This is a genomic window from Streptomyces sp. NPDC008079, assembly GCF_042957385.1.
Classification (GTDB): domain Bacteria; phylum Actinomycetota; class Actinomycetes; order Streptomycetales; family Streptomycetaceae; genus Actinacidiphila.
In genome coordinates this window covers 331,375-357,647 of sequence record NZ_JBIBIC010000004.1, presented here as the reverse complement: position 1 = coordinate 357,647, position 26,273 = coordinate 331,375, and the positions used below count along the sequence as shown (strand labels likewise).

Here is a 26,273-nt window from a genome sequence, read left to right as displayed (position 1 = left end):
GGGGCTCTTGTCCGGCCGTGGTCAGGCCGGGACGACCTCCAGGCTCACCAGCCGCGCGTCCGTGTCGCGACCGCCGGACACGGCGAGCGCCACATAGCGTGCCGTCGTACGCGCCGCGAGCGTCGCCGCACGGCCGCGCCGCCGCAGCTCGCCCGCCGAGGTGTACGTCAGCCCGTCCGTGCTGAACTCGATGGCGGCGGACGGCACATGGCCGCCGGTCCAGGCGGTACGGATCTCCCGCACATCGACCGCCGCGCCGAGATCGACCACCATGCGGCCGCGCGCGGAGCCGGGCCGCCAGGACGTCGCCGGGTCGCCGTCCACGGCCGCGGCCGGATCCGACATGCCCGCCGGCAGCGGACCGGTCGGGAAGGTGTCGCAGCCGACCGCCACGTCCTCCAGCGGATACGGCTTCGCGCCGCGCACGGTGACCTGCGCGGTCCTGCCCGGCTGGACATCGACCTGGGCGTGGGCGCCCGACGGCGCCGTGACCAGCAGACGGGCGCGCGGACCGCTCACCCGTACGGTCGCGGCGTCCACGACCTCCACCCGCAGACCGGTGGGGACCGAACCGCCCGCACGCGACGTCAGGGTGAAGCGGGCCGGGACGACCGCCGCGCTCGCGGCCGTCAACTCGGCGGCGACGTCGGTGCCGTCCGCGGTGACGTGCTGCGTTCCCGCGTAGAGCGTGAGACGGGACCGGCTCTGCGGCACCGACACCGTGGTGGCGACGGAGCCGGCGGAGAGATTGAACAGGCTCAAGTGCCCGCCCGCCGTACTGGCCTTGACCGCCGCGTCGCGCGCCCGGGGCGCGGGCCGCGCGGCGGCGGCCTTCACCGCGCGCGGGTCGCCCGACGGCAGCCCCTCCACCAGCAACGGCTCGGCGGGACCGTCGGAGAGCACCACCAGATCGCCGTACACCGACAGCGGGTTGGCGGCGCCGCGCACCACCAGCCCCGCCCGGCCGTCCACCGACAGCCAGCCGCCGCGGCTGGACAGGTCCGCGCTCGGGAAGCGGAGCAGATCGGTCCAGGTCTTCCCGTCCGCCGAGCCCTGCACGCGGTACGCGCGCGCCGCCGCCGTCTCCCAGCGCAGCGTCACACGGTCGAAGGCACTGGCGGCGCCGAGGTCCACGGTCAGCCAACTGTCCGCGCGCCCGCGGTCCGAGACCGCGACCGCCCACCGGGTCGTCGCATTGCCGTCCACGGCCAGCGCCGCACCCTTGCCGGAGTCGGCGGACGACGCGGTGGCCGTCCTGCCCTGGGCCAGATCCGGACCGCTCGCGCCGTCACGGACCTCGAAGGCGTACAGCGAGTAGCCGTACGTGGTGTGGCCCGCGACGCCCTGCATGCGCACGTACCGCCACGAACCGCTGGGCACGGTCAGCTCGTCCACCCGCGGCCCGGGACCGACACCGGCGTTGCCGCTGTCCTGCGAGGCGACCTTCGCGCTGCCCTCGGCCGCGGTGTACGTACGGCTGCCGACGAGCCCCGCGACACCGGGCATCGTCAGATTCTGCACCCGCAGCGAGCCCTCGCCCGACGCCGTACCGCTGGTCGCGTAGACCACCGCGCCGGACGGCAGAGTGGTGAAGCCCGCGGTGCCCGAGTCCAGGGTCAGCACGGTCGCGGTCGCGTCGAAGCCGTCGCGCACCTCCCGGTACGTCGTCACCGACCGCTTGAGCACCTTCGCCGCCGTCGCGGGCAGGAACATCGGCGTCGTGCCGCTGAGCGCGAACAGCCAGTCGTCGTGGGCGGGTTGCCAGCCGAACTTCACAAAGCCCGGCTTGCTGACCGCCGCCGCCCAGGCCGCCGGGGTCTGCTGCGCGACCAGGCCGGGGCCGGTGCCGAAGTCCTTGACGCCGGAGGCCCGCGCGAACATCTCCGCGTCCGACAGCGGCTTGACGATCCCGCCGTGCGCCGCCCGCCACTCGTGCAGCAGATAGCTGATCGCCACCTCGGCGCGCGCCTCGGGCTCGTACTTCGGCTCACCGGAGAACTTCGCCAGCCGGTACAGCGGCGCGTACGCCTGGTACGGCGCCAGCCGCGCCGCCATCGCGGCCTCGCCCCACGCCGCCGTACGGTCCCCGGCGACCTGCGCGAGGAACGCCAGCGGGATCACGTCACGGCCGTAGAGGTGCTCGCGGTCGGCGACCATCGGCATCAGCGGCTCGCCCGCGTCGCTCATCACCATCAGCAGCGTGCGCCACAACTGCTTGGCGTTCGGCTGCTCGGTGAGCACCTGCGGCAGCGGACGGCCCGCGGTGATGAAGTGCACGGCGTTACGGCCCGAGGTGCGCCACAACTCCTGCTGGTAGTGCGGTCCGAAGGAGCCGTGGTTCTCCACGATGAAGGAGTCGTACAGATTCGTCGCGGTGTTCGCGCTGACCGCGACGCCGTCCACTACGGTCGGGTTGGCCAGGTCGGCGGCCGGGAGCCCCGTCTCGTTCCGGCTCCAACGGCCGTACGCGGCGCTCCAGTCGGCATACCGCGGATCGTCGCTGGCCCAGGCCAGACCCGGCGCCAGGGACTGGGCGTACACGCCCATCTCCTCCAGCTTGGTGTCCCCGACGAAGCCGCCCTTGAGCCCGTTCGGCGTCCAGCTGCCGGACGCCGGGTCGTTGGCGGTGCCCAACGCCGTGGTGTACGCGGCCTGTTCGCGCACAATCGTGTCGACGTGACCTCGCGTCACCGCGTCCAACTGGTCCCAGAGCAGGTGCGCCGCGAGCACGAAGTAGAGCTGGAAGGTCGTGTCGAAGAAGAGGGTGCGGCCCCACTCGGTGCCGCCCGTCAGGCGGTTGGACGCGGCGAAGTGCTTGACGGTGGCCAGCGTGTGCGCCCGCAGCGTCTCCTTGTCGATGCCCGCGCTCGAGGCGTCGTACGTACCGCGGGTCAGCAGCACCGCGTTGCCGAGGACGACCACGAAGTTGTAGTCGGTCCCCGTGTAGTAGCCCTTCGAAGCGTCCCACTGGGTCTCGGCCCAGCGGGTGTGGGTCAGCAGCGCCTGGTAGTAGGCGGCGGCGACATCGTCGTCGGGAGCGTGGCCAGGACCGTGCCCTGCGCCGCCGGGCCGGCCCGCGGGCGCGGCGTCCGCGGAGGCGGCGCCGATCGACAGCGGCGTGGCGACGGCCAGGGAGGTGAGCGCGGCGAGCTGGGCGAAGCGCCGTCTGCCCAGTCCGGCGGGGTCGTGGGTCACGGCAGATCTCCTCTTGCAATTAGACAACGTTGTCATTGGCTGCCGGGCCATTCTTTGCGGTCGTGGACGCGGCCGTCAAGGTCTGGGGAGACGGCAAAGCGGGCGGACCGCGGCCGGCGACCGGGCGGACTGTGGCCGGTGGGAGGCGCGGTGCGCGCGGGCTGCGGGGTGCGAGGGACGGGCGGCCGGGGGAGGCGCGGGGCGCGATCCGGAACCCGGCCCAGACGTCGGTCGCGGGGGTACCGGGTTCGGCACGCGGCCATCGGGCCGACGAGCCCGCCAGGTCACCGCGTCACGGGCGCACGGTGCGCAGCCACGCCCGGGCCCGACGCGGCGAGGGGAAACGGAGCACCTGGAGGTGCGCGAAGCGGGGGTCCTGGCCGCGCCCGCCGATGTCCGCGCGCCGGGCGGCGTGCTGGGACCAGGCCCACCACGCCGGGTGTTCGCCGCTGAACCAGCCCGACACGGTCTCCACATTGCCGCCGAAGACCCGCTCCCGGCGCAGCGTCCTGCTCAGCGACCGGCGCAGGACGCGCGGCATGATCACCGCTCGCGGGTAGTCGAGCCAGACCACGGTGTCCGCGCGTGTCCACAGCAGGTCCCGTACCTCCGGGTAGCCGAAGGAGTCGACGATCCACTCGGGGCCGGCCGCGAGGTCGGCGACCTTCCGCTCGAACTCCGGGTCGGTGGCCCAGTCGGGGCCCGAGAACCGCAGGGCGTCCATCTCGTGGAAGGGCAGGCGGAGCCGCTCGGCGAGGGCCCGCGCCATGGTGGTCTTGCCCGCTCCGGTGATGCCTGCGACGAGGATGCGTTTCACCGCCCGAGGCTAACGGCTGCTCGGGCGGTGGGGTCCCGGTCCGGGTCCGATCGAGAGTGAGGTCCGGGGCCGGGGGACGGGGCCGGGGGACGGGTGCGGTCGGGTCGGGACCCGCCCCCCGGTGGCTGTGTCCGTCAGGCGTTCATGAACTCGCGCGGGGCCAGCGCCCGTTCGGCGATCCGGACGTCACCGATCCAGCCGCGCATGACCTGGTCCGGCTTGCCGCCGTCCGCGTGACCGCCGATCATCCACGGCAGATTGAGCGAGGTCAGGCCGTTGTTGCGGGTGGACGGATTGCGGACGACCGGACAGCCGTCGACGTACATCGTGGTCTGCCGCCCGTTGTTGACGACGGCGACGTGCCACCAGACGTTGATCGGCAGGTAGTGGCCCCAGTTGGTGGTCGACGTCGTGAGGTTCAACGGGTAGACGTTCCACTGGAGTTCGGCGCCGCCGGACAGGCTGAGGGTGACGATCGGCTCGGTCTCGGAGTAACCCGTCTTGCCCGCCTGGCCGCTGGTGCCCCAGCGGCTCAGCAGCGCCGACCAGCCGTTGCGGTTGCCGTCCCAGTCGGCGGGCAGCTTGAAGAACGCCTCGAAGGTGTACGCCGAGCGGAAGGTGGCCGCGTTCAGCGGCGCCCTGTCCACGGTCTGGAGGTAGGCGCCGTGCGGGCCGCCGCTGTCCCTGTCCCCGCCGAAGTAGAGGCTGGCGTGGCCGGGCTGGTCCGGGTGGTGGTCGGCCGACCAGGTCAGCGCCGCGTCCGTGGCGCCGGGCAGCGCGACCTTGGTGAGGTCGTTGCCGCGCCCCGACAGGTCGACGATCCGGTCGGTGCCGTGCGAGCCGTCGAACCGCCAGTACGCCAGGGTGCCGGGGACGAGCATCCGGTTGACGGGCCGTGCGGGCCGCGGGGTGGCCGGGGCGAAGCCCGAGAAGCGCTGCTCGAAGTCGATGTCGAGCGAGAACCGGTCCTGCGGTCCCGTCAGTTCGATCTCCTGCCGCTCCAGCTCGTTGAGGCTGTCGGCGGCCTTGCCGAGGATCCACGGGGAGATCGTCTCGACGTCGATGGTGTCGCGCGCCAGGTCGAAGCGGTAGAGCCGGATCATCGCGGCGCCGCCGTAGTACCGGTCCTGGTAGTTGGTGATGTGCAGGTGCGTGTCGTGCCCGGCGGCGTTCTTCTTCACCGTGCGGGCGGGCGGCCAGAAGTGGCCGTTGAGCGTGAGGAAGATCTGGTCGTTGCCGTCGATCAGGTCGGCCCACAACTGCTGCCCGAAGTCGGACAGTTCGGCCTCGTCGCCGTACGTGTCGGCGCCGACGATCTCGTGCGTGGTGAGGATGACCGGGGACTTCGGGTGCGCGGCGATGACCTTCTTCGCCCACGCGACGCCCGCGGCCGACGGCCGCCAGTCGAGGGCCAGCACCAGCCACTCCCGGCCCGCGGCCCGGAAGGTGTGGAAGGTGTTGTAGCCGTCGGGGCTCGCGCCGCCGAAGGAGCGCGCCTTGCGGAACCGCTGCGGTCCGAAGTGGTCGAGGTACGGCGTGTTCCCCCGCTGGTCGTCCTTGCCGGGGATGTCGTGGTTGCCCGCCAGGACGCTGTACGGCACCTGGTGGTCGTCCAGGATCTTGAACGCCTTGCTGATGGAGGCGAATTCGCCCGCCTTGCCGTTCTGGGTGAGGTCGCCCAGGTGGGCCATGAAGACGATGTTCTCGTCCTTGCCGTTCGCCAGCAGATAGCGGAAGGCCGCCTCGACCGGCGCCGGGTACAGGGCGTCACCGTCGAACATGTACTGCGTGTCCGGCATCACCACGACGGTGAAGCGCTGGTCGTCGGTGTCGGGCCGCCACGGCCCGCCGAACCCCGGAAGCCCGGCGGTTCCGGCCGTCCCCGGCGTACTGGCCGACGCGGGTCCCGCGGCCGACAGACCGGCCACCGCGGCTCCGGCGAGTCCGGCTCCGACGAGCAACGATCGGCGGCTCGCGCCGGGCAGGGATCCCTCGGGCTGGTGCTGCGGACTGCACATGGGCGTCTCTCATTCGTCTGCGCTAATGTTCGGTTCATCGGTCGTCGCCGTGGGGCAGCACGGAACCTGTGAGGGGTCCCCGAGGGGTCGACGGGGCAGGTCCGGCCGGCAGAAGCCGACGCTACGGACCGAGATGACAGCCCCAGCCAACGCGCGACGAAGCGCACATGAACGCCTTGCCGGAATCACCCACTCCGGGCGCGCCCCCGGCCCGTGCACCGCCGCCGCGCAGGCCGCGGGACCGCAACGTCCGAGGTCCGGCCACCCGCGAGGCGCCCGAGGAGCACGGCGTAGGGTGCGGTGGTGACCTCAACCCACCGCCCCCCGACCGCCGCCGCGCCGGTCACGCTGGCCGACGTCCGCGACGCCGCCGCCCGCATCGACGGCGTCGCGCACCGTACGCCCGTCCTGCGCTCGCGCACCCTGGACGACCTCGTCGGCGCCGAGGTCCATCTCAAGTGCGAGAACTTCCAGCGCGTCGGCGCGTTCAAATTCCGCGGCGCGTACAACGCCGCGTCCCGGCTCACGCCCGAGCAGTTGGCCAAGGGCATCGCCGCGTACTCCTCCGGCAACCACGCGCAGGCCGTCGCGCTCTCCGCGCGGGAGCTGGGCAGCACCGCGGTGATCGTGATGCCGGAGGACACCCCGCGCTCCAAGCGGGAGGCCACCGAGGGCTACGGCGCGGAGGTCGTCACCTACGACCGGTATACGGGCGACCGGGTCGCCATCGGCGAGGCGCTGGCCGCCGACCGCGGCCTCACCCTGATCCCGCCGTACGACCACCCGCACGTCATCGCGGGACAGGGCACCGCAGCCCTGGAACTCCTCGACGAGGCAGGGCCGTTGGACGCCCTCGTGGTGCCGGTCGGCGGCGGGGGACTCCTCGCGGGAAGCGCGACCGCCGTCAAGGGGCTGGACAGCGCCATCCGGATGATCGGCGTCGAACCGGCGGCGGGCGACGACACCAAGCGCTCGCTGGAGGCGGGCGAGCGTGTCGCCATCCCCGTCCCGCGCACGATCGCCGACGGGCAAGCGGCCTCCGTCCCCGGCGAGTTGACCTTCTCCATCAACCGGCGGCTGGTGGACGACATCGTCCTGGTCACCGAGGACGCGATCCGCGACGCGATGCGCTTCGCCTTCGAACGCCTGAAGATCGTCCTCGAACCCAGTGGCGCCACGCCCCTGGCCGCCCTGCTCTCCGCCCGCGTCACCCCCCTACCGCCCCGCGTCGGCCTGATCCTGTCCGGCGGCAACATCGACACCGCGCGCTTCGCGGAGCTGTGCGGTGGCGCGCCCTAGCCGCATCATGGGTACGGGCCCGCGCGGGGGTACGCGCGGGCCCGTACGGGGCCGGTCGGTCAGCGGTAGCTGAGGGTGACCGGTGCGTGCACGCTGCGCGCGGGCAGCGTGACGGTGAGGGAGCGGGTCGCGCTGTCGTAGTGGTACGCGTCGGGCGACAATCCCTTGCCGGCCGCCGTAACGTGGCTCGGCGCGGCGACGCCGAGCAGCGTCACCGTCCACTGCCGGGTCCTGACCTGGCCGGGGAAGGACCCGGCGGCCGGGCTGACGGTGACGGTGTGCCGACCGCCGCTCTCGCGGTACCGGACCGTCGTGGTGGCGCTGCGACCGGGACCCCCGGTGGTGCCGTTGTCCTCGTAGAGCGAGGTCGAGCCGGAGGCGCCCGCGGCCACGGTCAGCGTGACCTTGGTCAGCGGCGCCTTGTCGTTGGCGGTGACATCGTCCGTACGGGTCGGGATGACGCCGCCCGCCTTCACGAACACCGGCATCCGGTCGAGCCCCGTGGTGATGTTCCGCGTGGTGCCGCCGGTGTAGGTCTGCCCGGTGAAGTAGTCCGTCCACTGGCCGGGCGGGAACCACACCGACGTCGTGGCCGTCGTCCCCGGGGTGGTGACGGGAGCGACCAGCATGTCGGAGCCGTAGAAGTACTCACTGCCCGCGGTGGCGTACGCCTGCGGCTCGTCCGGGTATTCGAGGTACGTGGCGCGGACCACGGGGACGCCCGTGGTGGCCGCCTGCTGCGCGAGGCTGTACGTGTAAGGCACCAGGTTCTCGCGGAGGTTGAGGAATGTGTCCGCCGACTGCCGGGCCGCGGTGCCGTACTGCCACGGCAGCCGGTCGCTGTGGTTGCTGTGCAGCCGGTCGACGGGCTGGAAGGTGCCGAGCTGCACCCACCGGGCGTACAGGTCGTCCGGCAGCTTGTGCGTGGTGTGGGTGCCGCCGCCGTCGGTGTACGTCTCGGAGCCGGTCAGTCCCGTCGTGTCGTTGTGACCGCCGATGTCGTGGCTGACCGCGGACATGCCGGTCGCGACCGACTCGCCCGGTGTGTAACCGACTTCGGACCGCAGCGTTCCCCAGGTCGAGGACGTGTCACCGGTGAAGTGCACGGTGGTGCGCTTGTCGGCCCACGGTCCGGTGGGCAGCCCCTGCTGGCCGCTGTACCCGCCGGCCTGGAGCGAGCCGTAGGCGCGGGAGATGACGAAGCCGCGGCCGATCGCCGGAGCGGATTCCGCCGCGTACGCCTGGTTGATCCACGCGTCGGGCGTCACTCCGGCGAGCGAGGACTGGGAGTTGTCGCAGCACCAGTCGAACCACCAGAAGTCGTTGCCCTGCTGGTCCATCGTCTTGTGCAGGTCCATGTACGCCTTGAGCTGGTCGGGGTCGCCGAAGTCGAAGACGTAGCAGTCGCCTCCCGCGCTCGCCCCCGCCGCGCAACCGCCCTTGACCAGCTTGCCCTTGGCGGTCGCCTGGGCCTGTGCGAACTGCGGGTCCGAGGCCAGGATGCTCGGGTGGGTGTTGAGCGTGTTGTGCAGCCCCTGCGCCGCCGACCAGTCGAAGAAGCCCTTCGGGTCGGGGAATTTGGCGGTGTTCATCTCCCAACCGCTCCACGGGTTGGGCGACTTGAAGTCCGTGTCGGTCACCAGGACGTCCAGCGGGACGCCTTCGGACCGGAAGGCGGGCAGGATCGTGTTCTCGTAGTCGGCGGCGGTCCTGTCGATGTACTCCGAGTACCAGACGCCGTACGCCCACTGCGGAAGCAGTTGCGCCGGGCCGGTCAGCGTCGCCAGATCCGACAGCGCCTGCTTGTAGGCGTGGCCGTACCCGAAGAGATAACCGTCCTGGTACGGCGTCCCGTTGTGCGAGGGGCGCTGCGTGACCTTCTTGGCGGTGGTGTCGTACAGCGCGGACGTCGTGTCGTCCAGCAGATACCAGCCGTCCTTGTACATCAGGCCGGGCGTGGTCGTCGGATTGCCGTTGTCGCCGTTGAGCCCGTCCAGGCTGCGCCGGTATCCGCCGAGCGCGAGGTGCGGCTGCGGGGCCGCCGCGCCGGACGCGGTCACCGACAGCGTGTCGAGGTTGATGTGGCAACTCGCCGCGTTCGGGCAGCCGACGGTGATGTCGTCGGCGCCCGCCTTGAGCGCCACGGGCACCGAGGCGGTCTGCCAGGTGTCCCAGTTGCCGGTCACCGGCAGCGAGAGCGTCTGACTCGTACCGCCGGACGACACCGTGGCCGTACGGGTCTGGTTCAGCCCGTCGCCGCCCGTGGAGTTGGCGTAGCGCACCTGGACCGAGTACGTCCCGTCCGACGGCACCCCGACGACATGGGTCGTCACGCTCGACCCCTGGTTCAGCTCCCCGAGGAAGCCGCCGCCCGAGTAGCCGCCGTGGTCGGTGGCCACCTTCGCGGAACCCGCGATCCGGTCCGCCTCGGCCTCACAACTCGCGCCGAAGGCACAGTCCGCGATCGCCGTCGCCGAGGCCGGGGGGAACGCGCTCCCCGAGTTCACCAGCGCGACGCTGTCGATGTTCACATTGCCGGAGTTCCCGGCGGCCCTGGACAGCGTGACGGTGTGACGGCCCGCGCCGAGCTGCACCGCGGCGGTCGCCAGACTCCAGGTGTCCCAACTGCCGGTCACCGGAAGGCTCAGCGTCCGCGCCGCGCCGCCGTCGACCGTCAAGGTGAGCGTGCGTGTGGTGTTCTGGCCGTCGCCCGCCGCGGAGTTGGCGTACCGCGCGTCGAATTGGTACGTGCCCGCCGTCGCGACCTCGACGGCGGCCGACAGCGAACTGCCCGTCCCCTGGAAGCCGGCCAGGAAGCCGGAGCCGGTGTACCCGGTGTGGTCCGTGGCGACGCCGACCCCGCTGTACGGCAGGCTCTCCGCCTCGCACAGCGCGCCGACCGCGCACGTCATCTGCTGCCACGGCGCCGCGGTGACCGCCGAGGATCCGGCTGTCAGTCTCACCGACAGATTCCGCGCGCTGAAGGGCCCGGAGCCCACCTGGTACCGCAGCGTCATCGCACTCGTCGCGACCGTCAGCCAGCCGTTGGACGTGCTCGTCGTGTACGCGGCAGGCGCGAAGTCGCCGCGGCCGATCGCGTTGTACGTCGCGGCGTCGGTGAACTTCCCGTCCTGCGCGTACTCGGTACGGATCAACGTCGGCGAGAGCACCTGGAAGCGGGCGCCGCCCGAGGTCACCGAGGGGACGGCGTGGTGGCCCGCCCTGTGTCCCGGTCCCGCGGACGCCTGGCCCGCCCCGGCCACCGTCATCCCCGCCACGCAGGCGGTCACGGCGATCACCGCTGCCCGCCGCCGCATGTACCGCATCGTGCGCCACGCTCGTCTTCTTCTCACGCACAACTCCGTCCTGAAGCGGGCCCCTTGTCGACCCGTCGTGAGGCTCCGTCGGCCGCTGACAGCGTTGTCGGAGCCCGCCTCCCCGTACCGCGTGGGCTCCTGAGGTCCGACCTGGCGGAATGCTGGACAAAGGCGGCGCCCGCGTCCCACGGGCACCTCCCCGCACTTCTTCCATCGTTGCAAACGATGTCGGTGGCATGACAGCACAGTGCCTGGCGGGTGTCCATACGGGCGGCGGTCAACGTTGGAAAAAGGGGGGTCGCCCGCGCGGCGCCGAGACCGGCGGCGGCGCGCGCCGTTCCCGACCGCCGGGCATCCTCAGGGCGGTGCGGGTGATGCCCCGTCAGGGGCGGTTAGCCGCTCCCCGGATAGACGCAGACCGCCTCCACGGGGCACCGCTGGAAGCACGGCGCGGTGCCGCGCTCCTGACGTAGGACAGGGCGGCGCGCGGCGCGGACGTCGCCCTTCCGGGTCCCGGCGGCTCCCGGTGCCGCGCCGGTCAGAGCGCGGCCGGTCGGCTCGCGCGTAAGCGCGTACGCGCCCTGGCCGGGGAAAACGCGTGGCCCGACGGGGTCGGCCTCTGGGAGGCTCCCGGCGTGACGACGTATGAGGTGCTGCTCATCGGGGGGCGTTCGGGCGTGGGCAAGTCCACGGTGGCCTGGGAGGTTTCGGAGCTGCTGCGGGAGGCGGAGGTCGCGCACTGCGTGATCGAGGGCGACCTCATGGGGCAAGTGCACCCGGCGCCGCCGGACGACCCGCGCCGCTCCGCGATCACCGAGCGGAATCTGGCCGCGGTGTGGGCGAATTTCGCGGCGCTGGGGCACCGCAGGCTGATCTACACCAACACGGTGAGCGTGCTGGAGCACGACATGTTCGTCCGGGCCCTGGGCGGCGGGCCGCCGCGCGTCGTCCGGGTGCTGCTCACCGCCGACGACGCGACGGCCCGCGCCCGGCTCGCCCGGCGTGAGACCGGCTCCCAACTCGCCCCGCACATCAGCCGGAGCGACGTCATGGCGCGGCACCTGGCGGAACACGCGCCTCCGGACACGGTACGGATCGCCACGGACGGCAGGAGCGTCGTGGACATCGCCCGCGAGGTGGCCGCCGCGACGGGCTGGTGAACACCGCGCCCGGAAGACGCCGCGCCCACCGCTTCGGAGCGACGACGGGCCCGTGTCAGAGCAGGAAGACGCCGGGGCCGATCTCGCGGGAGGCCGCGCGCGCCTTCTTGGCGGCGGTCGGAGTCCAGACCGTACTCGGGGACCAGAGGGCGCGCAGCCCGGAGACGGCGTGCGCGTTCAGGCCGGACAGGTCCGCGGCGGTGAGGTCGAGGACCACCGTGTCGAGCAGGGTGCCGAGCGAAGCGCCGTACGCGCTCATCCGGGACCTGGTGCTCGACATCTCGCGGTCCCGGACCCGGACGTAGAACGGCTCGCGGCTGCGCAACGTCGCCAGGGCGCGGGTCAGTTCGAGGACGCCCCGGCGGACGGCGAGGACACCGCCGTCGTCGAGCACGTCGCGTTCGTGGACGCTGACGTACCGCCCCAGCCGGGGGTGCGCCCGCAGACGCGCGCAGCCGCCCCGGCAGAGGCGGGCGCTGATCCGGCGGAGGCTGCGGGCGAGCGCCTTGCCCTGGTGGCGGACGACGTTGGCGCGCTTGGGGTAGAGGTAGGTGCGGCTGTCGTCCAGCGCGAGGGTGAATTCGGTCATGTCCCGGCGGGCCGCCGCCAGTTCCACCGCGAGTCCGGCGGGGTCGCGGCGCGCCAGGACGCAGTTCACCGACGCGGGCAGGGACCAGTTCTGCCGAGCGGTCACGCGGATACTCCTCGGGTCGTCCATCGTCCGCGGAGATTACGGGCGCCGCCTCGGGACCGGTCCCGAGCCCGTGGACGACGGCCCGCCACGCGGTCCTGTCCGGGGCCGGACGCGCCCTCGCCCGTACCGCCGACGACGCCCGCATGCGAGGGGTCCTCGCGACGCGACGCGCACGCCGTGGGCCTTTGCTTACGCTTTACTTCGCCTTTGCCACCCCACGGTGCCTCCCGCCGTTCACCCGCGCTGCCCAGACTCGCCGCGTCCTACGCGTACATCCTGTCGTCAGCGGGAGCTGAATATGAGCCACGGCCACAGCCACGGTCACCAGCACGGGCCCCACGATCACGCGCACGGCGGTCACACCGACGGCGGTTCGCTGCCTCCCGCCCTCGACACCTCGGTACCGGACGAGGAGTTGACGCCCAGTCAGCTCTCGCGGCGCTCCATGCTGCGCCGAACGGGCCTGCTGGGCGCGGGACTCGCGGCCGGGAGCGTCCTGGCCGGAGCGGGCCAGGCGGCGGCGCACTCCTCCGGCGGTCAGGCGGGCCACGGCGGTTCGCACCCCGGCGGCCTGCTGTGGCTGGCGGGTGACCACCACATCCACACCCAGTACAGCAGCGACGCCAAGTACCGCGTGATCGACCACGTACGGCAGGCCAACGCGCACGGCCTCGACTGGATGGTCATCACCGACCACGGCAGTGAGCAGCACGCCAAGATCGGTGTGGAGAAGGTCAATCCGGACATCGTCGCGGCCCGCGCGAAGGTCTCCGACACCCTGGTCTTCCAGGGTCTTGAGTGGAACATCCCGGCCGCCGAGCACGGCACCGTCTTCGTCCACCCCGGCCGCAACGAGGTCGCGGTCCTCAAGGAGTTCGAGAACTCCTTCGACGGTTCGGTGAAGGGCGCGAGCGCCAGCACGCCCGCCAACGAGGCGCTGGCCATCTCCGGCCTGAACTTCCTCGCCGACCAGGTCAGGCGGCGCAAGGTCCAGGACGTGCTGTTCCTGGCCAACCACCCGGCGCGCAAGGGCATCGACTCCCCGCACGAGATCCGCGCCTGGCGTGACGCCCAGCCGGGGATCGCCGTCGGCATGGAGGGAGCCCCCGGCCACCAGGCGGGCGGCCTGCCCGCCCCGCAGGGCGCGGGGTCCGGGCGCGGCATCTACGACAACAGCCCCAGCGCCGACTCCTTCCCGGGCTACCCGCTGGAGAGCTACCGCACCTGGGGCGGCTTCGACTGGATGACCTCCACCGTCGGCGGCCTGTGGGACAGCCTCCTCGCCGAGGGCAAGCCCTGGTGGATCACCGCCAACTCCGACTCGCACAACGTCTACGCCGACAATTCGGTGCGCGGCCCGAACGGCGACTTCAACGCCAACGGCAAGTACGACGACCCGGTCTACGGCGGCGCGCTCAACCTCACCGACACCGACTTCTGGCCCGGCCAGTACAGCCGCACCCACGTCGGCTCCGCCGGCTTCTCCTACGCGGCCGTCATGGACGGCATCCGCGCCGGACGCGTCTGGGTCGACCACGGCGGCCTGATCAGCGGCCTCGACGCGCGGCTCGGCGACGGCAGCCGGTCGGTCACCCTCGGCGGCGTCCTGCACGTGCGCCGTGGCAGCAAGGTCGACCTGGTCGTCACCGTCGCCCTGGCGGGCGGCCCGAACTGGTCCCAGTTCGTCCCCAAGCTCGCCCGCGTCGACGTCATCCAGGGCCAGGTGACCGGCACCGCGCGGGACAAGGACACCCTCGCCGCGCCGAACACCAAGGTCGTGAAGTCCTTCGAGGTCGACAAGTCGACCGGCACGGTCCGCCTGACCTACTCCCTGGGCCGGGTCGACAAGCCGGTGTACGTCCGCCTGCGCGGCACCGACGGCAACCGTACCGCCGTCGGCGTCAACGGCGCATCCGTCGACCCGGTCGGCCCCGCCATGGACGTGATCGGCGACGCCGACCCCTGGAAGGACCTGTGGTTCTACTCCAACCCGATGTGGGTCCTGCCCGCATGACGACCCCGCACGAAGGACCCGGCGGCCACACCGTCATCGGTGTGGCCGCCGGGTCGGTGAATCTGCGCGAGGCCGACCACCTCATCCGGCACCTCGCCGACGTGCTCGACCTCCCGGCCGCCACCGTCGCCTGCACCCACCTCGTACGCGCCACCGCCCGCCCGCGTACGGCCGTCTCCTTCGCGCTGCCCGACGCCGAGGCCGCGACGGAGGCATGGGACCGGCTGCTGGCCCGGCTCTCGCCCGAGGACACGGCGGGACCGGGCGGGGCGGGGCTCGACGGTGCGGGACTCGCCAGCGCTGGACTCGACGGTGCGGGCGCCGCACTCGGCCCTGCTACGCACGGCCCGGCCGAGGAGGCGCGCTCCGCGACCGCGGCGGCGGCGGAACACGCCCGCGGGAGCGGCGGCCGGGCGGTGCTCTATCCGGGCGCCGACGCCCTGACCGGCACCGTCACGCTCGCGGACCTGCTCGCACGTACCGCGATCGACCAGGTCGTCCTGGTCGGCGCGCCGCCCGCGACGGACGGCGACGGGCCCGATCCGCACATCCCCGTGCGGACCCGCGACCACGTACGCCCGCGGTGGCGCGACGGACGGCTCGTGCTGGACCTGACCCCCGCGCCCGGTGGCACGCTGGCCCCCTTCGAGGTGCCGAACCCGACTCCCTGCTGCGCCGACCACCCGTAGACCCGCCGTGGCGCGCGGATCGCTCGGGAGCTGCGGATGAGGCGTGCCGACGCCTCACTCCTCGTCCGCGTCCACGGCCGGTTCCCCGGCGGGGGCGGGCTCCGACGGGGCCGCCTCGGTGACGTGGGCATCGGCGTGGGCCGGACGGATGACCACCGAGCCGGAGTCGAGGTCTATCGCCCCGCGCGCCGGATCGCTGCTGCCCTCGTCGTCGCGGGACAGCTCCAGGCGGTTGCGCTCGTCCTCGGTGTGCTTGCGGCCGGGCGCGAAGAGCTCATCCATGAAGTTGAACATCGCGGCTCCTTCTCGGCTCGGCTCGACACGGCACCACTTCAGGCTACGCCGAGCGTCCCCCGAACGAGTGAGGGCCGCCTTTGACAACGAGGGGTTGACATGACAACCCCTCGTTGTCACTCTGGGGGGCATGACAGACAGGAAAGACCTCTCGATGCACGAGCCGACCTTCGCCCGCATCAAGGAAGTGCGCGCCCAGGCCATCCACCACACTCGCCTGGCCCGACAGTTCGCCGTCGAGCGGCGCGACCTGATGCAGGAGCTCATCGGACAGGGCGTTTCGCAGTCCGACATCGCCCGCGAGCTGGGCGTGAGCCGCCAGGCCATCCAGAAGATGCTGGCCTGCTAGACGGCGTCCCCGGTCCGATTCCCGGCCTGATCCCAGGCCGGACGCCCGGCCCGGCCCCGGGCCTGATCCCCGGCCGCGTCCCCGGCGCCGAACCAGTGCCGCGCGGCCGACCGGAGCGCGTCCAGGGCCGCCGCGCCGGGACGCGGGTCGGACGACGCCCAGGCCACGTAGGAGTCGGGACGAATCAGCAGGGCGGTCGGGGCGGCAGCGTCGTCCGGCCGCGACGGCGGCTGCGGTGACCGGGACGGCACGTGCGCCGTGACGACGCTGACGCGGTCGCTCCACGGGCCGAGCGCCGCCGCGGCCGACGCGTCGTCGGTCAGGTCGAGCAGCAACGGCCGCGCCGATCCGGCCAGTTCGGCCACCGAGACCGTGCCGTCCGGGGCGGGGAGGTCCAGATCGGGCGCGAACCGCCCCACCAGCGCGTGCGGTTCGGGACCGCCCATGTCGTAGCGGACGTCGGTGCCCGCCGTGAGGTCGGCGAGGTGCTGGACGGTCGCGGGCTGCGCGAGCAGTTCGGTGAAGAGCTGACGCAGCGCCGTGACGTCGTCGCCGGGAGCGGTCAACGCGGCCTGCGCCTGGGCGTAGACGACCATACGGTCGGCGGCCCCGCGCCGCTCGGCGTCGTAACTGTCGAGGAGGTGGGCCGGCGCGGTGCCGTGGATCGCGGCGGCCAGTTTCCAGCCGAGGTTGACCGCGTCCTGGAGGCCGAGGTTCAGGCCGGGGCCGCCGCCCGCCGTGTAGATGTGGGCGGCGTCGCCGACGAGGAACACCCGCCGGTCCCGGAAGCGCTCGGCCACCCGCGTGTTGCCGCCGGTCAACCGCCGCAGGACGTACGGCCCTTCGCCGGTCGGCGGGCTCAGCGGCAGATCGGCGCCCAGCACACGCCGGACGCTCGCGCCCAGTTCTTCGAGGCTCATCGGCGTCCCGGTCTCCGGCTGGTCCCACTCCGTGGTGCTGATCAGCGCCGGGCGGCCGGGGAAGGGCGCGTACGAGAATCCGCCGTGCTCGGTACGGAGCGGCAGGAACGGCCGGACGGTGCCGTAACCGGGCACATTCAGGGCACCGGTCGCGGGGTGGACCCAATCAGCGGGGACGGTCGCGTGCGCCGACCGGTTGGTCCTGCGGTCGTCACTCACGCCGGGGAAGCCGATGCCCGACAGCTTGCGGGTGACGCTGTGCGCGCCGTCCGCGCCGACGACGTAACGGGCGCGCAGCCGGTACGCGCCGTCCGGTCCCGTGACGTCCACGGTGACGGCGTCGCCCGCTGCGCCAGCGTCAGGGTCCGACGCCTCGTGCGGGGCGGGCGGGTCCTGTGATTCCTGCGCCAGGGCGGTCAGCCGGTGGCCGCGCCGGATCTCCACGCCGAGTTCACCGGCCCGCTTCTCCAGGATCTCGACGATGTGCCGCTGCGGCGCCGCGATGCCGTACACCGGGCTGTCCGGGAGCAGGCTCAGGTCCAGCGGCAGGGCGGCGAACATGAAGGAGGCGGAGTTCGGACGCGGCGGCCCCGGCGTCCCGCTCAGGTCCTCGTACAGCCCCCGCCGGTCGACCAGCCGTACGACCTGGCCGACCAGTCCGTTCGCCTTGGGCTCCTCGCTCGGCGCCGACAGGCTCTCCAGCACGGTCGGCCGTACCCCGGCCAGGGCCAACTCGCATGCCAGCATCAGCCCGTTCGGGCCGCCTCCGACGATGACGACATCCGTGGTGACCAACTGGTCCTCCTCAGTGACTCGTTGCGTGAACGGAAGAAGGGAAAGGGGGAGCGCCGTACGAGGGCAGGCCGGAGCGACCCGGCGGCCGACCGGGTCAACTCACGTACGGCGCGGGCGGATCAGGGAGCGGGCAGGCCCGCGACGATCCCGTCGAACGTCTCGCGCAGGACCGCGGCGAGCGACACGGGCGGATCCGCGGTCAGGGAGTGCTCGACGGCCACGGCGCTGCCCGCGCCGACCACCGCGGCGACCAGCTTGGGATACACATCGCGGGCGACGTCGGTGCCGGTTCGCTCGGCGACGGCCCTGGCCAGCTCCTCCTGCGCGGCGGCGTTCGCCTTGACGATCTCGCCGTGCAGGGCCGGTTCCGCGAGCATCAGCCGCACGCCGTCCGTCCAGCGCCGCCGGTCCTCGGACGAGCCCTGCTCAGGACCGCCCTTCGGCGCGAACTGGCCCTCCACGGCATGTGCCACCGACTCCCACAGCGGCTCGTCGGCCGGTCGCGCGCGCAGTTCGTCGGCGACGCGTCGCATCCGCTCCAGGTGGCTGGCGGCGATGGCCTCGGCCTTGCCGGAGAAGTAGTTGCGGAAGGTGCGCACGGACACGTTCGCCGCGGCGGCGATGTCCTCCACGGTGACGTCGTCCCAGCCGCGCTGGACGCACAGCCGGATCGTGGCCTGGCTCAGCGCGACACGCGTCTCCCGCTTCTTGCGCTCCCGCAGGCCGAGGCGGGCGGCGTCTTCGTCCTGTGTCATGGCTACGACGGTAGATAAATATTGCCGTGATGGCAAGATTGCCGGATCGGCAAGTTTATTGAAAGATGGTCGGCGACGGTTCCGGGGGCGGCTCGCGTCGGTGCCTCCCGCTCTCGGGGGCGCACCTGAGGGTCACCTCCCTGACACCACGTCAGGGGCCCTTCGGGGTACGGCAAGGGGCATCCCCAAGGCCGCACCGCCGTGCGCGACGGCAGGCTGACAGCCATGCGATCCACCACCGACACGCGCCGCTCGACCGTCCGCCGCGGAGCCGTGGGCCTGGCCCTCGCCGCCGCCCTGGCCGCCACGGTCACGGGCACCGCGAGCGCCGACCCCGCAGCCGACCCCGCAACCCTGTCCGCAGCCTCGTCCGCGGCCACCGACGCGCCCGCCCCGCCCCCGTACTCGTCCGACTTCAGCGACTGCCCGGCCCTCCCCGCCGGTGTCGACGCCACGCTCTGGAAGTGCGAAGTCCTCACCGCCACCGGGTCGTTGACGCTCGGCAGCCGGACGATCCCCGAGCTGGCGCCGATGACGCTCACACACGCCGAGGGCCCGCTGCCCGACGGCGCCGACGGCTAGGTCTGGGGCGCCCTGCGCAGCGCCCCCGACCGCGTCCCCGGCGGCCTCACCGGCATCCCAGGCGCCGACCGCGACCCGCTGCTCCGGCTGTCCCTGCGACCGGAGTACGGCGGCCGGTCCGACTTCTTCTCCGTCGGCGACCGTCTGGGCCTGTTCACCCTGCGCTTCCGCGCCCTCAGCCCCCTGCTGCCGCACGGCTGCGTCATCGGCGGCGGCGACAGCCCGGTCGAGCTGCGGCTGGTGCGCTCTGGCGGCTCCCGCGTCGTCTCGCAGGACCCGCCGGTCATCGCGTTCGACGCCTACGGCACCGCCTTCACGGTCCCCGGCGCCACCGGCTGCGGCCCCCTCGGCCGCCTCGTCGACAACCGCCTCGGACTTCCCGCCGCCACCGGCAACGCGATGCGGCTGAGCGCGTACTACACGTTCAGGACCTACGATCAACTCCCGCCGCGCTGAAGGGGATCACGCGTCACGGACCCGTCCGGGGCCATGATGGAGCGCATGACTTTGGCGACGGCGTTCACGGAGATGTTCGGTGTGCGGCACCCGATCGCGCTGGCACCGATGGGCGGTTCCGCCGGTGGCGCGCTGGCGGCGGCCGTGTCGCGCGGCGGCGGCCTCGGACTGCTCGGCGGCGGCAGCGGCGACCGGGAGTGGCTGGCCCGCGAGCTGCCCGTGGCGGCCGAGTGCGGCAGGCCGTGGGGAGTCGGGTTCCTGAGCTGGGCGGCCGAGGCCGGCGCCGTCGAGCAGGCACTGGAGTACGGTCCCGCCGCGGTGATGCTGTCCTTCGGGGACCCGGCGCCCTTGGCGGCACGCGTCCGTGCGGCGGGCGTGCCGCTGATCGTGCAGGTCACCGACCTGGAGGAGGCCCGGCGGGCGCTGGACGTCGGGGCCGACGTCATCGTGGCCCAGGGCACCGAGAGCGGCGGACACGGCGCGCGCCACGGCAGGTCCACGCTGCCCTTCGTGCCGGTCGTGGTCGACCTCGCGGCTCCGGTGCCGGTGCTCGCGGCCGGTGGGATCGGCGACGGCCGCGGCGTGGCCGCCGCGCTGGCGCTGGGCGCGGCCGGTGCGCTCATCGGAACCCGCTTCCAGGCGACGGCCGAGGCCGGGGCCGAGCCCTCGGCCGTCGAGGCGATCGTCGGCGGGAGCGGGGAGGACACCGAGCGCAACAGCGTCCTGGACATCGCCCGCGGCTCCCGGTGGCCGACGGCGTACACCGCTCGTACGCTCGGCCACCCCTACCTGGACCGCTGGCGCGGCCGGGAGGCGGAGCTGGCCGCCGACCCGCAGGCGCGGCAGGAGTACCAGGCCGATGTGGCGCGCGGCGCGGTGCCCTCGCTCCCGGTGTGGGCGGGGGAGGCCGTCGACCTCGTCCACAACGTCCCGCAGGCCGCCGACCTGGTCGCCGTACTGGCCGTTCAGGCGGAGGAGGCGCTGGCGCGGGCCGTACGGCGCTGACCTCGCCGTCACGCGGGCCGACGTCCGCCCGTGCGGGAGCGGGCGAGGACAGGTGTACGCCGCCCGTACGGGAGCGGGCGGCGACAGGCGCACGCCGCCGGGTGGCAGGATGCTTGCGGTAGGTGCCATCGCGGCCACCGGCGCCCCGGCGGGTACCCGTGTCCGGCCGCGAGGCGCGCGGAGTCACCGCAGCAGTCACGCAGTCACCGCAGTCACCGGAGCGACCGGAGGAGAGCTGATGAGCCGGAAGCGGCACCGCGTCGCCGTGCTCGTACTGGAGGGTGCGAAGCCGCTCGATGTCGGCATCCCCGCGCAGGTGTTCTCGAACCGGCCGAGCATGCCGTACGAGGTGCGGGTGTGCGGGGCCGCGCCAGGACTCGTGACCGGCGGTGACGGCCTCTCGTACCACGTGGCCGAGGGGCTCGACGCGGTCGAGCACGCCGACACCATCTTCATCCCCGGCTACCGCGAGCCCGCGACCACGGAGCCCCCGGCGGCGGTCGTCAGCGCGCTCACGGCGGCCCACGGGCGGGGTACGCGCCTCGCCGCGATCTCGACGGGGGCCTTCGCGCTGGCGGCGACCGGCCTGCTCGACGGGAAGCGGGCGACGACGCACTGGCACTACACGAAGGCATTGGCCACCCGGCATCCGCTGGTGCGGGTGGACGAGAACGTGCTGTTCGTGGACGAGGGCGACGTGCTCACCTCGGCGGGCGCGGCCTCCGGTATCGACATGTGCCTGCACTTGGTGCGGCGTGACCACGGAGTGGGACTCTCCAACCACGTGGCGAGACGGCTGGTCGCGGCGCCGTACCGCAGCGGGGGACAGGCGCAGTACGTGCCCCGGAGCGTGCCGGAACCGCTCGGCGACGTCTTCGCGAGCACGCGGGAGTGGGTGCTGGCGCACCTCGCGGAGCCGCTGACGCTGGAGGAGCTGGCCCGCCACGCGCGGGTCTCGGCGCGGACCTTCTCGCGGCGGTTCGTGCAGGACACCGGGTACACGCCGATGCAGTGGGTGCTGCGGGCGCGCGTGGACCTGGCCCGTGAACTGCTGGAACGCACCGACCTGGGCGTGGAGCAGATCGCCGACCGGGTCGGGCTCGGCACGGGCGCCAACCTGCGCCTGCACTTCCAGCGGATTCTCGGCACGTCGCCGACGGAGTACCGGCACACGTTCTCGGCCTGAGGGGTCTCGGTCCGAGCCTTTCCGGATCGGAGCTTTCCGGGCTGGTGCTTCCCGGCCTGAGTCTTTCCTGGCCGGAGCCGTGAGGGCTGAAGCGGTACGGAGCCGCTGGACCTGAGGCGAGTCGACGGCGGGTCGATGGCGGACCGCTCGCGGTGTCACGACCGGGCTGGCGAGATCCTTGCGGGCGCTGTCATTCGGGCCACTGTCGGCTCGGCGCGCGGTTGCCGACCATGGAAGACGTAACGAAAGGAGCCCTTCTCATGACCCGCATCGCCGTCAACGGATTCGGCCGTATCGGCCGCAACACCCTCCGCGCCCTGCTCGCCCGCGACACCGACCTCGAAGTGGTCGCCGTCAACGACCTGACCGCGCCCGAGGCGCTGGCCCACCTGCTCGAGTTCGACAGCACGCTCGGCCGCCTCGACGCCTCCGTCGAGGTCGACGGGACCGACCTGGTGGTCGACGGCCGCCGCATCAAGGTGCTCGCCGAGCGCGAGCCCGAGAAGCTGCCGTGGGCCGAGCTGGGCGTCGAGATCGTGCTGGAGTCCACCGGCCGCTTCACCTCGGCGGACGCCGCCCGCGCCCACATCCGCGCCGGTGCCAAGCGTGTCCTGGTCAGCGCCCCCTCGGACGGCGCCGACGTGACGCTCGCGTACGGCGTCAACACCGACGACTACGACCCCGCCTCGCATATGATCGTCTCGAACGCCTCGTGCACCACCAACGCGCTGGCCCCGCTCGCCGCCGTCCTGGACGACCTGGCCGGTATCGAGCACGGCTTCATGACCACCGTGCACGCCTACACCCAGGAGCAGAACCTCCAGGACGGCCCGCACCGCGACCTGCGCCGCGCCCGCGCCGCCGGGGTCAACATCGTCCCCACCACGACCGGCGCCGCCAAGGCCATCGGCCGCGTACTGCCCAACCTCGACGGGAAGCTGTCCGGCGACTCCATCCGTGTCCCGGTCCCGGTCGGCTCGATCGTGGAGCTGAACACCACCGTCGCGCGCGAGGTCACCCGCGACGAGGTGCTCGCCGCCTACCGCGCCGCCGCCGACGGCCCCCTCAAGGGCGTCCTCGAATACACCGACAAGCCCCTGGTCTCCAGCGACATCACCGGCCGCCCCGCCTCGTCGATCTTCGACTCCGCCCTCACCCGCGTCGACGGCAAGCACGTCAAGGTCGTCGCCTGGTACGACAACGAATGGGGCTTCTCCAACCGCGTCATCGACACCCTCGAACTCCTCGCCCGCTCCTGACCGACACCCAGCCGCAGGCCGCCGCCGCTCGGCGTAAGTCGCTTACTGCACCGGTGAGTTGACTGATCGTCAGTCCTCGCGGTGGCCACGCGGCGCGATCCTGCTTCAGGTCGCCGAGGCGATCGAGGCCCACGGCCGACGAACCGGCCGTGGGCCGACTCGTTCTCCATGGGGGAGTGTTCTCGGCGCCTGCACCGAGACCAAGACGGTCATGGTCCACCTCCGAGGCACCGGATCAGCCGTCGGTCAGACGGTCCCGCCCGACCACCGGAGCCCACTCGTGGACGGCGGTCACGGTGACTCCGGGCGTCCGGTAGTACGCGTCCGCGGCCATGATCCGGTCCAGTTCGTCGCGGTCGGCGGAGAAGACGAGAAGCGCGCCCGTGTCGTCCGCCCAGGGACCCGCGGCGACGAGGCGGCCCTCGTCATGGAGGCGCTGGAGGATCGCGCGGTGCGCGGGGCGGGCCGCGAGGCGTTCGGAGGTGGCGGTGAAGGCGAGTTCGACAGTCAGCATGCCTCCGAGGGTAGGTTTCGGGAGTGGCCGGATCCGGATCACGTGATGCCGCGGGCGTGGCGAGCCAGCCTGCCGGGACCGGCGGCGCAGTGGGCGCGGCACGCGCGCACCGGAACGCAGGCCCCGGCCGTGACCTGCGAGAACGCCACTCGCTAGCATGGCCGTCGGCAACCGTACCGGGCCTCACCGGCGGGCCGGGACGGTGAACGGCGGCCGCCGCCGGATTCGACCCGGACGCGGCGCGATCGAGAGGATCGAGAAGCGGCCACGGCTCGTCCGGCCGCCGACAGCGCATTCGCCGCCCCCGCCGGGCCTTCCGGCGCCGGGCGGAACGACCGACGAGAGGAATCCGCACCCGTGACGGCCGAGGCCATCGAGACCCACGACTTCCCGTTCGACCCGACGTACGGATACGACCTGGACCGGCTGCTCCAGGTCGGCACCCCGGAGGCGCCCGCCGACTTCGGCGACTTCTGGCAGGGCGCGTACGCCAAGGCGCTGGCGGTGGACACCGCGCCGCGGGTGGGAGCGCTGGAGGAGGAGCGGGACGGCGTACGCGTCCACGCGGTGTCGTACACCTCGGTCGGCGGCTTCCGCGTGGGCGGCTGGCTGACGCTGCCCGCCGACGGACACGTCACGCACGGCATGGTCGTCCTGCACGGCTACGGCGGCAGGGACGCCGTCGATGTGACGCTGCCCCCGCCCGGCACCGCCGCGATCTGGCCGTGCGCCCGCGGAATGGCCACGCGCAGCCTCGACCCGGAGATTCCGGCGACCGCGGCCGAACACGTCGTGCACGGCATCGCCTCGCGCGAGACCTACGTGCACGGCGGATGCGTCGCCGACACCTGGTGCGCGGCCTCCGCGCTGCTCGCTCTGGTACCGGGAGCGGCGCGCCAACTCGCCCTGGTGGGAGGCAGTTTCGGCGGCGGGATCGGCGCCCTGGCGCTGCCCTGGGACGACCGTTTCCACCACGGGCTGCTGACCGTGCCCAGCTTCGGCAACCATCCGCTGCGGCTGACCCTGCCCTGCACGGGCAGCGGCGAGGCGGTCCGCGCCCACTACGCCCGGCACCCCGAAGTCACCGAAGTGCTCGGCTACTTCGACGCGGCCGTCGCCGCCACCCGCGTCCGCGTCCCCGTCCACGTCGGCGCGGCCCTGTTCGACCCCGCGGTGCCGCCGCCCGGACAATTCGCCGTGCACAACGCCCTGGGCGGCCCGAAGGAGCTGTTCGTCCTGACGGCGGGCCATGTCGAGTACCCGGCCGCCGCCGAGGAGGACGCCCGACTGCGGGCAGCACAGCGGGAGTTCCTGGCGGAGGCCGACCCGCGATAACGGCCGGCGGTCGCCGGGACGGCCACGGACCATGTGCTCGCGGAAACGTCCCGCACGCGGTGCTGACGCGCTCTCCGTATCAAGACCGGCCGGGACACCGGAAGGCCGCCGGGCCCTGACGCTCGACGGACAGCCGAGCAGCGAGGCCGACGTGTCGAGCCCGCTTCCGGCGGACCGCCCGCGGCGGGATCCCGCCGATGCGCGGCACCGGACGGGCGGCCCGCGCCTACCATGCTGACGTGCAGCTCATCTTCCCGGACCCGCTCGGCTCGCTGAAGCCGCTGTGCCGCGCCTGCCGCGCCTGCCACCCCCGTCGTGCCCGCCGCGCCTTCCGCCCCCGTCGCCCCCTGGAACGCCATGCCGCGCCCGCGCGAACCGGCTCCGGACCGGGCCGGGCGGGCGGACCCGCCGGGACAGCGCACGCGGCAACCGAGCACCGCCGCCAGGAGACCGGCCCGGCCCGGCGCGAGCCGGTGACGCACAAGGACAGCCCCCTGCGACAGGAGAGCACACCGTGACCGCCCGCCGCCGCGACCGCGCCCCCAACCAGGCCGACGTGGCCCGTCTCGCCGGGGTGTCCCAGTCGGCGGTCTCCCGAGTGATCAGCGGCGACGCCGTCCGCGCCCGGATCCCCGAGGAGACCCGCAAGCGGGTCTTCGACGCGGTCAGGGAACTGGGGTACGTCGCCAACCCGGCCGCCCGCGCGATGCGCAACAAGCGCACCAACCTCCTCGGGGTGCACACCTTCGAGGCCGTCTTCCCGCACGCCCGCGAGGACTTCTACTTCGAATTCCTCCAGGGCATCGAGGAACGGGCGGAGGAGACCGGCTACGACCTGGTGCTGTTCACCTCCACCGGCAGCGGCGACGGAGGCCGCCGCAACATCTACCGGGACGGCACCAACCGGCTGGGCCTGGCCGACGGCAGCGTGCTCCTCGGCGTGTCCACCGACCGCGGCGAACTGGCCAGGCTCTGGTACGAGGGCTACCCGTTCATCCACATCGGCCGCCGCGAGGTGCCCGGCGCCGAGATCCCGTGCGTCATCCCCGACTACGAGACCGCGGCGGCGGGCATCGTGGAGAAGCTCGCCGCGCTCGGGCACCGCAGCATCGGCTATCTGCGCGAGCCCCTGGAGATGGAGCCGTACACCGACCGCCGGGAGGGCTACGCGCGGGCCGTCCGCGAACTCGGCCTCACCGACGGGTCACCCGGCTTCCGCGGCGAGACCGGCCTGTCCGACGCGTGGCTCGACCACCTGGTCACGGGACCCGAGACGGCCGTCGTCGCCGAGAGCGTACGGCTCGCCGAGACGCTGCGGACGAAGCTGGCCGAGCGCGGCCTGCGGGTGCCGGACGACCTGTCCGTCGCCGTGCTCGAAGGCGCGCCCGAGCAGCCGGAAGGCCGGTGGGTGTCGCTGGAGATCCCGCGCGTCGAGATCGGCCGGACCGCCGTGGACCAGCTCATCGCGATGCTCGACGACCCCGGCCGCCGCGCCGACAGCCTCCTCGTCCCCTGCTCGATCGCCGCCGGCACCACCCTCGCTCCTCCCCGTCACTGACCGTCACCGACCGCCCGTCCGAACACCCGCCTGTCGGACCGTCCGACCGTCCGCACGTCCGC

Annotated in this window: 22 protein-coding genes; 13 read left to right on the top strand and 9 right to left on the bottom strand. The window is 73.0% G+C overall.

From position 1 onward, the window contains the following. Positions 1 to 21: 21 nt before the first annotated feature. From ACFZAM_RS13010 to ACFZAM_RS13000, 3 genes are all read right to left on the bottom strand, one after another. Complete coding sequence (locus ACFZAM_RS13010) at positions 22 to 3,231, bottom strand: discoidin domain-containing protein (RefSeq protein WP_391045417.1); 3,210 nt, start codon at positions 3,229 to 3,231, stop codon at positions 22 to 24. Between the two features lie 256 nt (positions 3,232 to 3,487). Next, positions 3,488 to 4,012, bottom strand: a complete 525-nt coding sequence (locus tag ACFZAM_RS13005) for an AAA family ATPase (protein ID WP_391045414.1) — start codon at positions 4,010 to 4,012, stop codon at positions 3,488 to 3,490. 134 nt (positions 4,013 to 4,146) lie between these two features. Further along, positions 4,147 to 6,030, bottom strand: a complete 1,884-nt coding sequence (locus tag ACFZAM_RS13000; protein WP_391045411.1) for a LamG-like jellyroll fold domain-containing protein — start codon at positions 6,028 to 6,030, stop codon at positions 4,147 to 4,149. Between the two features lie 303 nt (positions 6,031 to 6,333). Here ACFZAM_RS13000 and ACFZAM_RS12995 point away from each other — a divergent pair, with 303 nt between their 5' ends. Continuing rightward, on the top strand, positions 6,334 to 7,329 hold the full coding sequence (locus ACFZAM_RS12995) for a pyridoxal-phosphate dependent enzyme (protein WP_391045409.1): 996 nt from the start codon (positions 6,334 to 6,336) through the stop codon (positions 7,327 to 7,329). A 59-nt stretch (positions 7,330 to 7,388) separates the two neighbouring features. Here the strand turns inward: ACFZAM_RS12995 and ACFZAM_RS12990 are convergent, their stop codons facing one another. Further along, positions 7,389 to 10,598, bottom strand: a complete 3,210-nt coding sequence (locus ACFZAM_RS12990) for a TIM-barrel domain-containing protein (RefSeq protein WP_391045643.1) — start codon at positions 10,596 to 10,598, stop codon at positions 7,389 to 7,391. A 683-nt stretch (positions 10,599 to 11,281) separates the two neighbouring features. Here ACFZAM_RS12990 and ACFZAM_RS12985 point away from each other — a divergent pair. Next, a complete protein-coding gene (locus tag ACFZAM_RS12985; RefSeq protein ID WP_391045406.1) occupies positions 11,282 to 11,806 on the top strand; it encodes an AAA family ATPase in 525 nt (174 codons plus the stop codon). Between the two features lie 55 nt (positions 11,807 to 11,861). Here the strand turns inward: ACFZAM_RS12985 and ACFZAM_RS12980 are convergent, their stop codons facing one another. Further along, positions 11,862 to 12,500 (bottom strand): hypothetical protein, encoded by a 639-nt coding sequence (locus ACFZAM_RS12980; protein WP_391045404.1) that lies wholly within the window; start codon positions 12,498 to 12,500, stop codon positions 11,862 to 11,864. A gap of 298 nt (positions 12,501 to 12,798) precedes the next feature. On the opposite strand from ACFZAM_RS12980, the gene ACFZAM_RS12975 reads away from it, so the two are divergent. Then, a complete protein-coding gene (locus ACFZAM_RS12975) occupies positions 12,799 to 14,514 on the top strand; it encodes a PHP domain-containing protein (RefSeq protein WP_391045402.1) in 1,716 nt (571 codons plus the stop codon). Next, positions 14,511 to 15,203 carry a hypothetical protein gene (locus tag ACFZAM_RS12970; RefSeq protein ID WP_391045399.1) on the top strand — a complete coding sequence of 231 codons (693 nt, stop codon included), beginning with the start codon at positions 14,511 to 14,513 and terminating at the stop codon, positions 15,201 to 15,203. The genes ACFZAM_RS12975 and ACFZAM_RS12970 overlap by 4 nt, the downstream gene beginning before the upstream one ends. Positions 15,204 to 15,257: 54 nt before the next feature. Here the strand turns inward: ACFZAM_RS12970 and ACFZAM_RS12965 are convergent, their stop codons facing one another. Then, positions 15,258 to 15,497 (bottom strand): DUF6191 domain-containing protein, encoded by a 240-nt coding sequence (locus tag ACFZAM_RS12965; RefSeq protein ID WP_391045396.1) that lies wholly within the window; start codon positions 15,495 to 15,497, stop codon positions 15,258 to 15,260. Between the two features lie 130 nt (positions 15,498 to 15,627). Here ACFZAM_RS12965 and ACFZAM_RS12960 point away from each other — a divergent pair, with 130 nt between their 5' ends. Then, complete coding sequence (locus ACFZAM_RS12960; RefSeq protein ID WP_391045393.1) at positions 15,628 to 15,846, top strand: hypothetical protein; 219 nt, start codon at positions 15,628 to 15,630, stop codon at positions 15,844 to 15,846. On the opposite strand, the gene ACFZAM_RS12955 is transcribed toward ACFZAM_RS12960, so the two are convergent. Both ACFZAM_RS12955 and ACFZAM_RS12950 read right to left on the bottom strand, forming a co-directional pair. Further along, positions 15,843 to 17,561 carry an FAD-dependent monooxygenase gene (locus ACFZAM_RS12955; protein WP_391045390.1) on the bottom strand — a complete coding sequence of 573 codons (1,719 nt, stop codon included), beginning with the start codon at positions 17,559 to 17,561 and terminating at the stop codon, positions 15,843 to 15,845. The genes ACFZAM_RS12960 and ACFZAM_RS12955 overlap by 4 nt on opposite strands. Before the next feature lie 119 nt (positions 17,562 to 17,680). Then, the gene (locus ACFZAM_RS12950) at positions 17,681 to 18,316 is read right to left on the bottom strand and encodes a TetR family transcriptional regulator (protein ID WP_355345621.1); all 636 of its coding nucleotides are present in this window, start codon (positions 18,314 to 18,316) and stop codon (positions 17,681 to 17,683) included. Between the two features lie 225 nt (positions 18,317 to 18,541). Between ACFZAM_RS12950 and ACFZAM_RS12945 the strand changes: the two genes are divergently transcribed. From ACFZAM_RS12945 to gap, 5 genes are all read left to right on the top strand, one after another. Next, positions 18,542 to 18,898, top strand: coding sequence for a hypothetical protein (locus ACFZAM_RS12945; RefSeq protein WP_391045386.1), 357 nt, complete (start codon positions 18,542 to 18,544; stop codon positions 18,896 to 18,898). 240 nt (positions 18,899 to 19,138) lie between these two features. Then, the gene (locus ACFZAM_RS12940; RefSeq protein WP_391045383.1) at positions 19,139 to 19,354 is read left to right on the top strand and encodes a hypothetical protein; all 216 of its coding nucleotides are present in this window, start codon (positions 19,139 to 19,141) and stop codon (positions 19,352 to 19,354) included. A gap of 45 nt (positions 19,355 to 19,399) precedes the next feature. Then, positions 19,400 to 20,359, top strand: a complete 960-nt coding sequence (locus tag ACFZAM_RS12935; protein ID WP_355345615.1) for a nitronate monooxygenase — start codon at positions 19,400 to 19,402, stop codon at positions 20,357 to 20,359. A gap of 238 nt (positions 20,360 to 20,597) precedes the next feature. After that, positions 20,598 to 21,545 carry a DJ-1/PfpI family protein gene (locus ACFZAM_RS12930; protein ID WP_391045381.1) on the top strand — a complete coding sequence of 316 codons (948 nt, stop codon included), beginning with the start codon at positions 20,598 to 20,600 and terminating at the stop codon, positions 21,543 to 21,545. Between the two features lie 260 nt (positions 21,546 to 21,805). Next, entirely contained in the window at positions 21,806 to 22,804 is a 999-nt protein-coding gene (gene gap / locus ACFZAM_RS12925; RefSeq protein ID WP_391045378.1) for a type I glyceraldehyde-3-phosphate dehydrogenase, read from the top strand. A 235-nt stretch (positions 22,805 to 23,039) separates the two neighbouring features. Here gap and ACFZAM_RS12920 read toward each other — a convergent pair whose 3' ends face one another. Beyond that, positions 23,040 to 23,318 carry a YciI family protein gene (locus ACFZAM_RS12920; protein ID WP_391045375.1) on the bottom strand — a complete coding sequence of 93 codons (279 nt, stop codon included), beginning with the start codon at positions 23,316 to 23,318 and terminating at the stop codon, positions 23,040 to 23,042. 357 nt (positions 23,319 to 23,675) lie between these two features. Between ACFZAM_RS12920 and ACFZAM_RS12915 the strand changes: the two genes are divergently transcribed. From ACFZAM_RS12915 to ACFZAM_RS12905, 3 genes are all read left to right on the top strand, one after another. Then, positions 23,676 to 24,653, top strand: coding sequence for an acetylxylan esterase (locus ACFZAM_RS12915; protein WP_391045373.1), 978 nt, complete (start codon positions 23,676 to 23,678; stop codon positions 24,651 to 24,653). Between the two features lie 239 nt (positions 24,654 to 24,892). Continuing rightward, positions 24,893 to 25,171, top strand: coding sequence for a hypothetical protein (locus ACFZAM_RS12910; RefSeq protein WP_391045371.1), 279 nt, complete (start codon positions 24,893 to 24,895; stop codon positions 25,169 to 25,171). Next, a complete protein-coding gene (locus ACFZAM_RS12905) occupies positions 25,168 to 26,211 on the top strand; it encodes a substrate-binding domain-containing protein (protein WP_391045368.1) in 1,044 nt (347 codons plus the stop codon). Before ACFZAM_RS12910 ends, ACFZAM_RS12905 begins: the two co-directional genes overlap by 4 nt. Positions 26,212 to 26,273 lie beyond the last annotated feature (62 nt).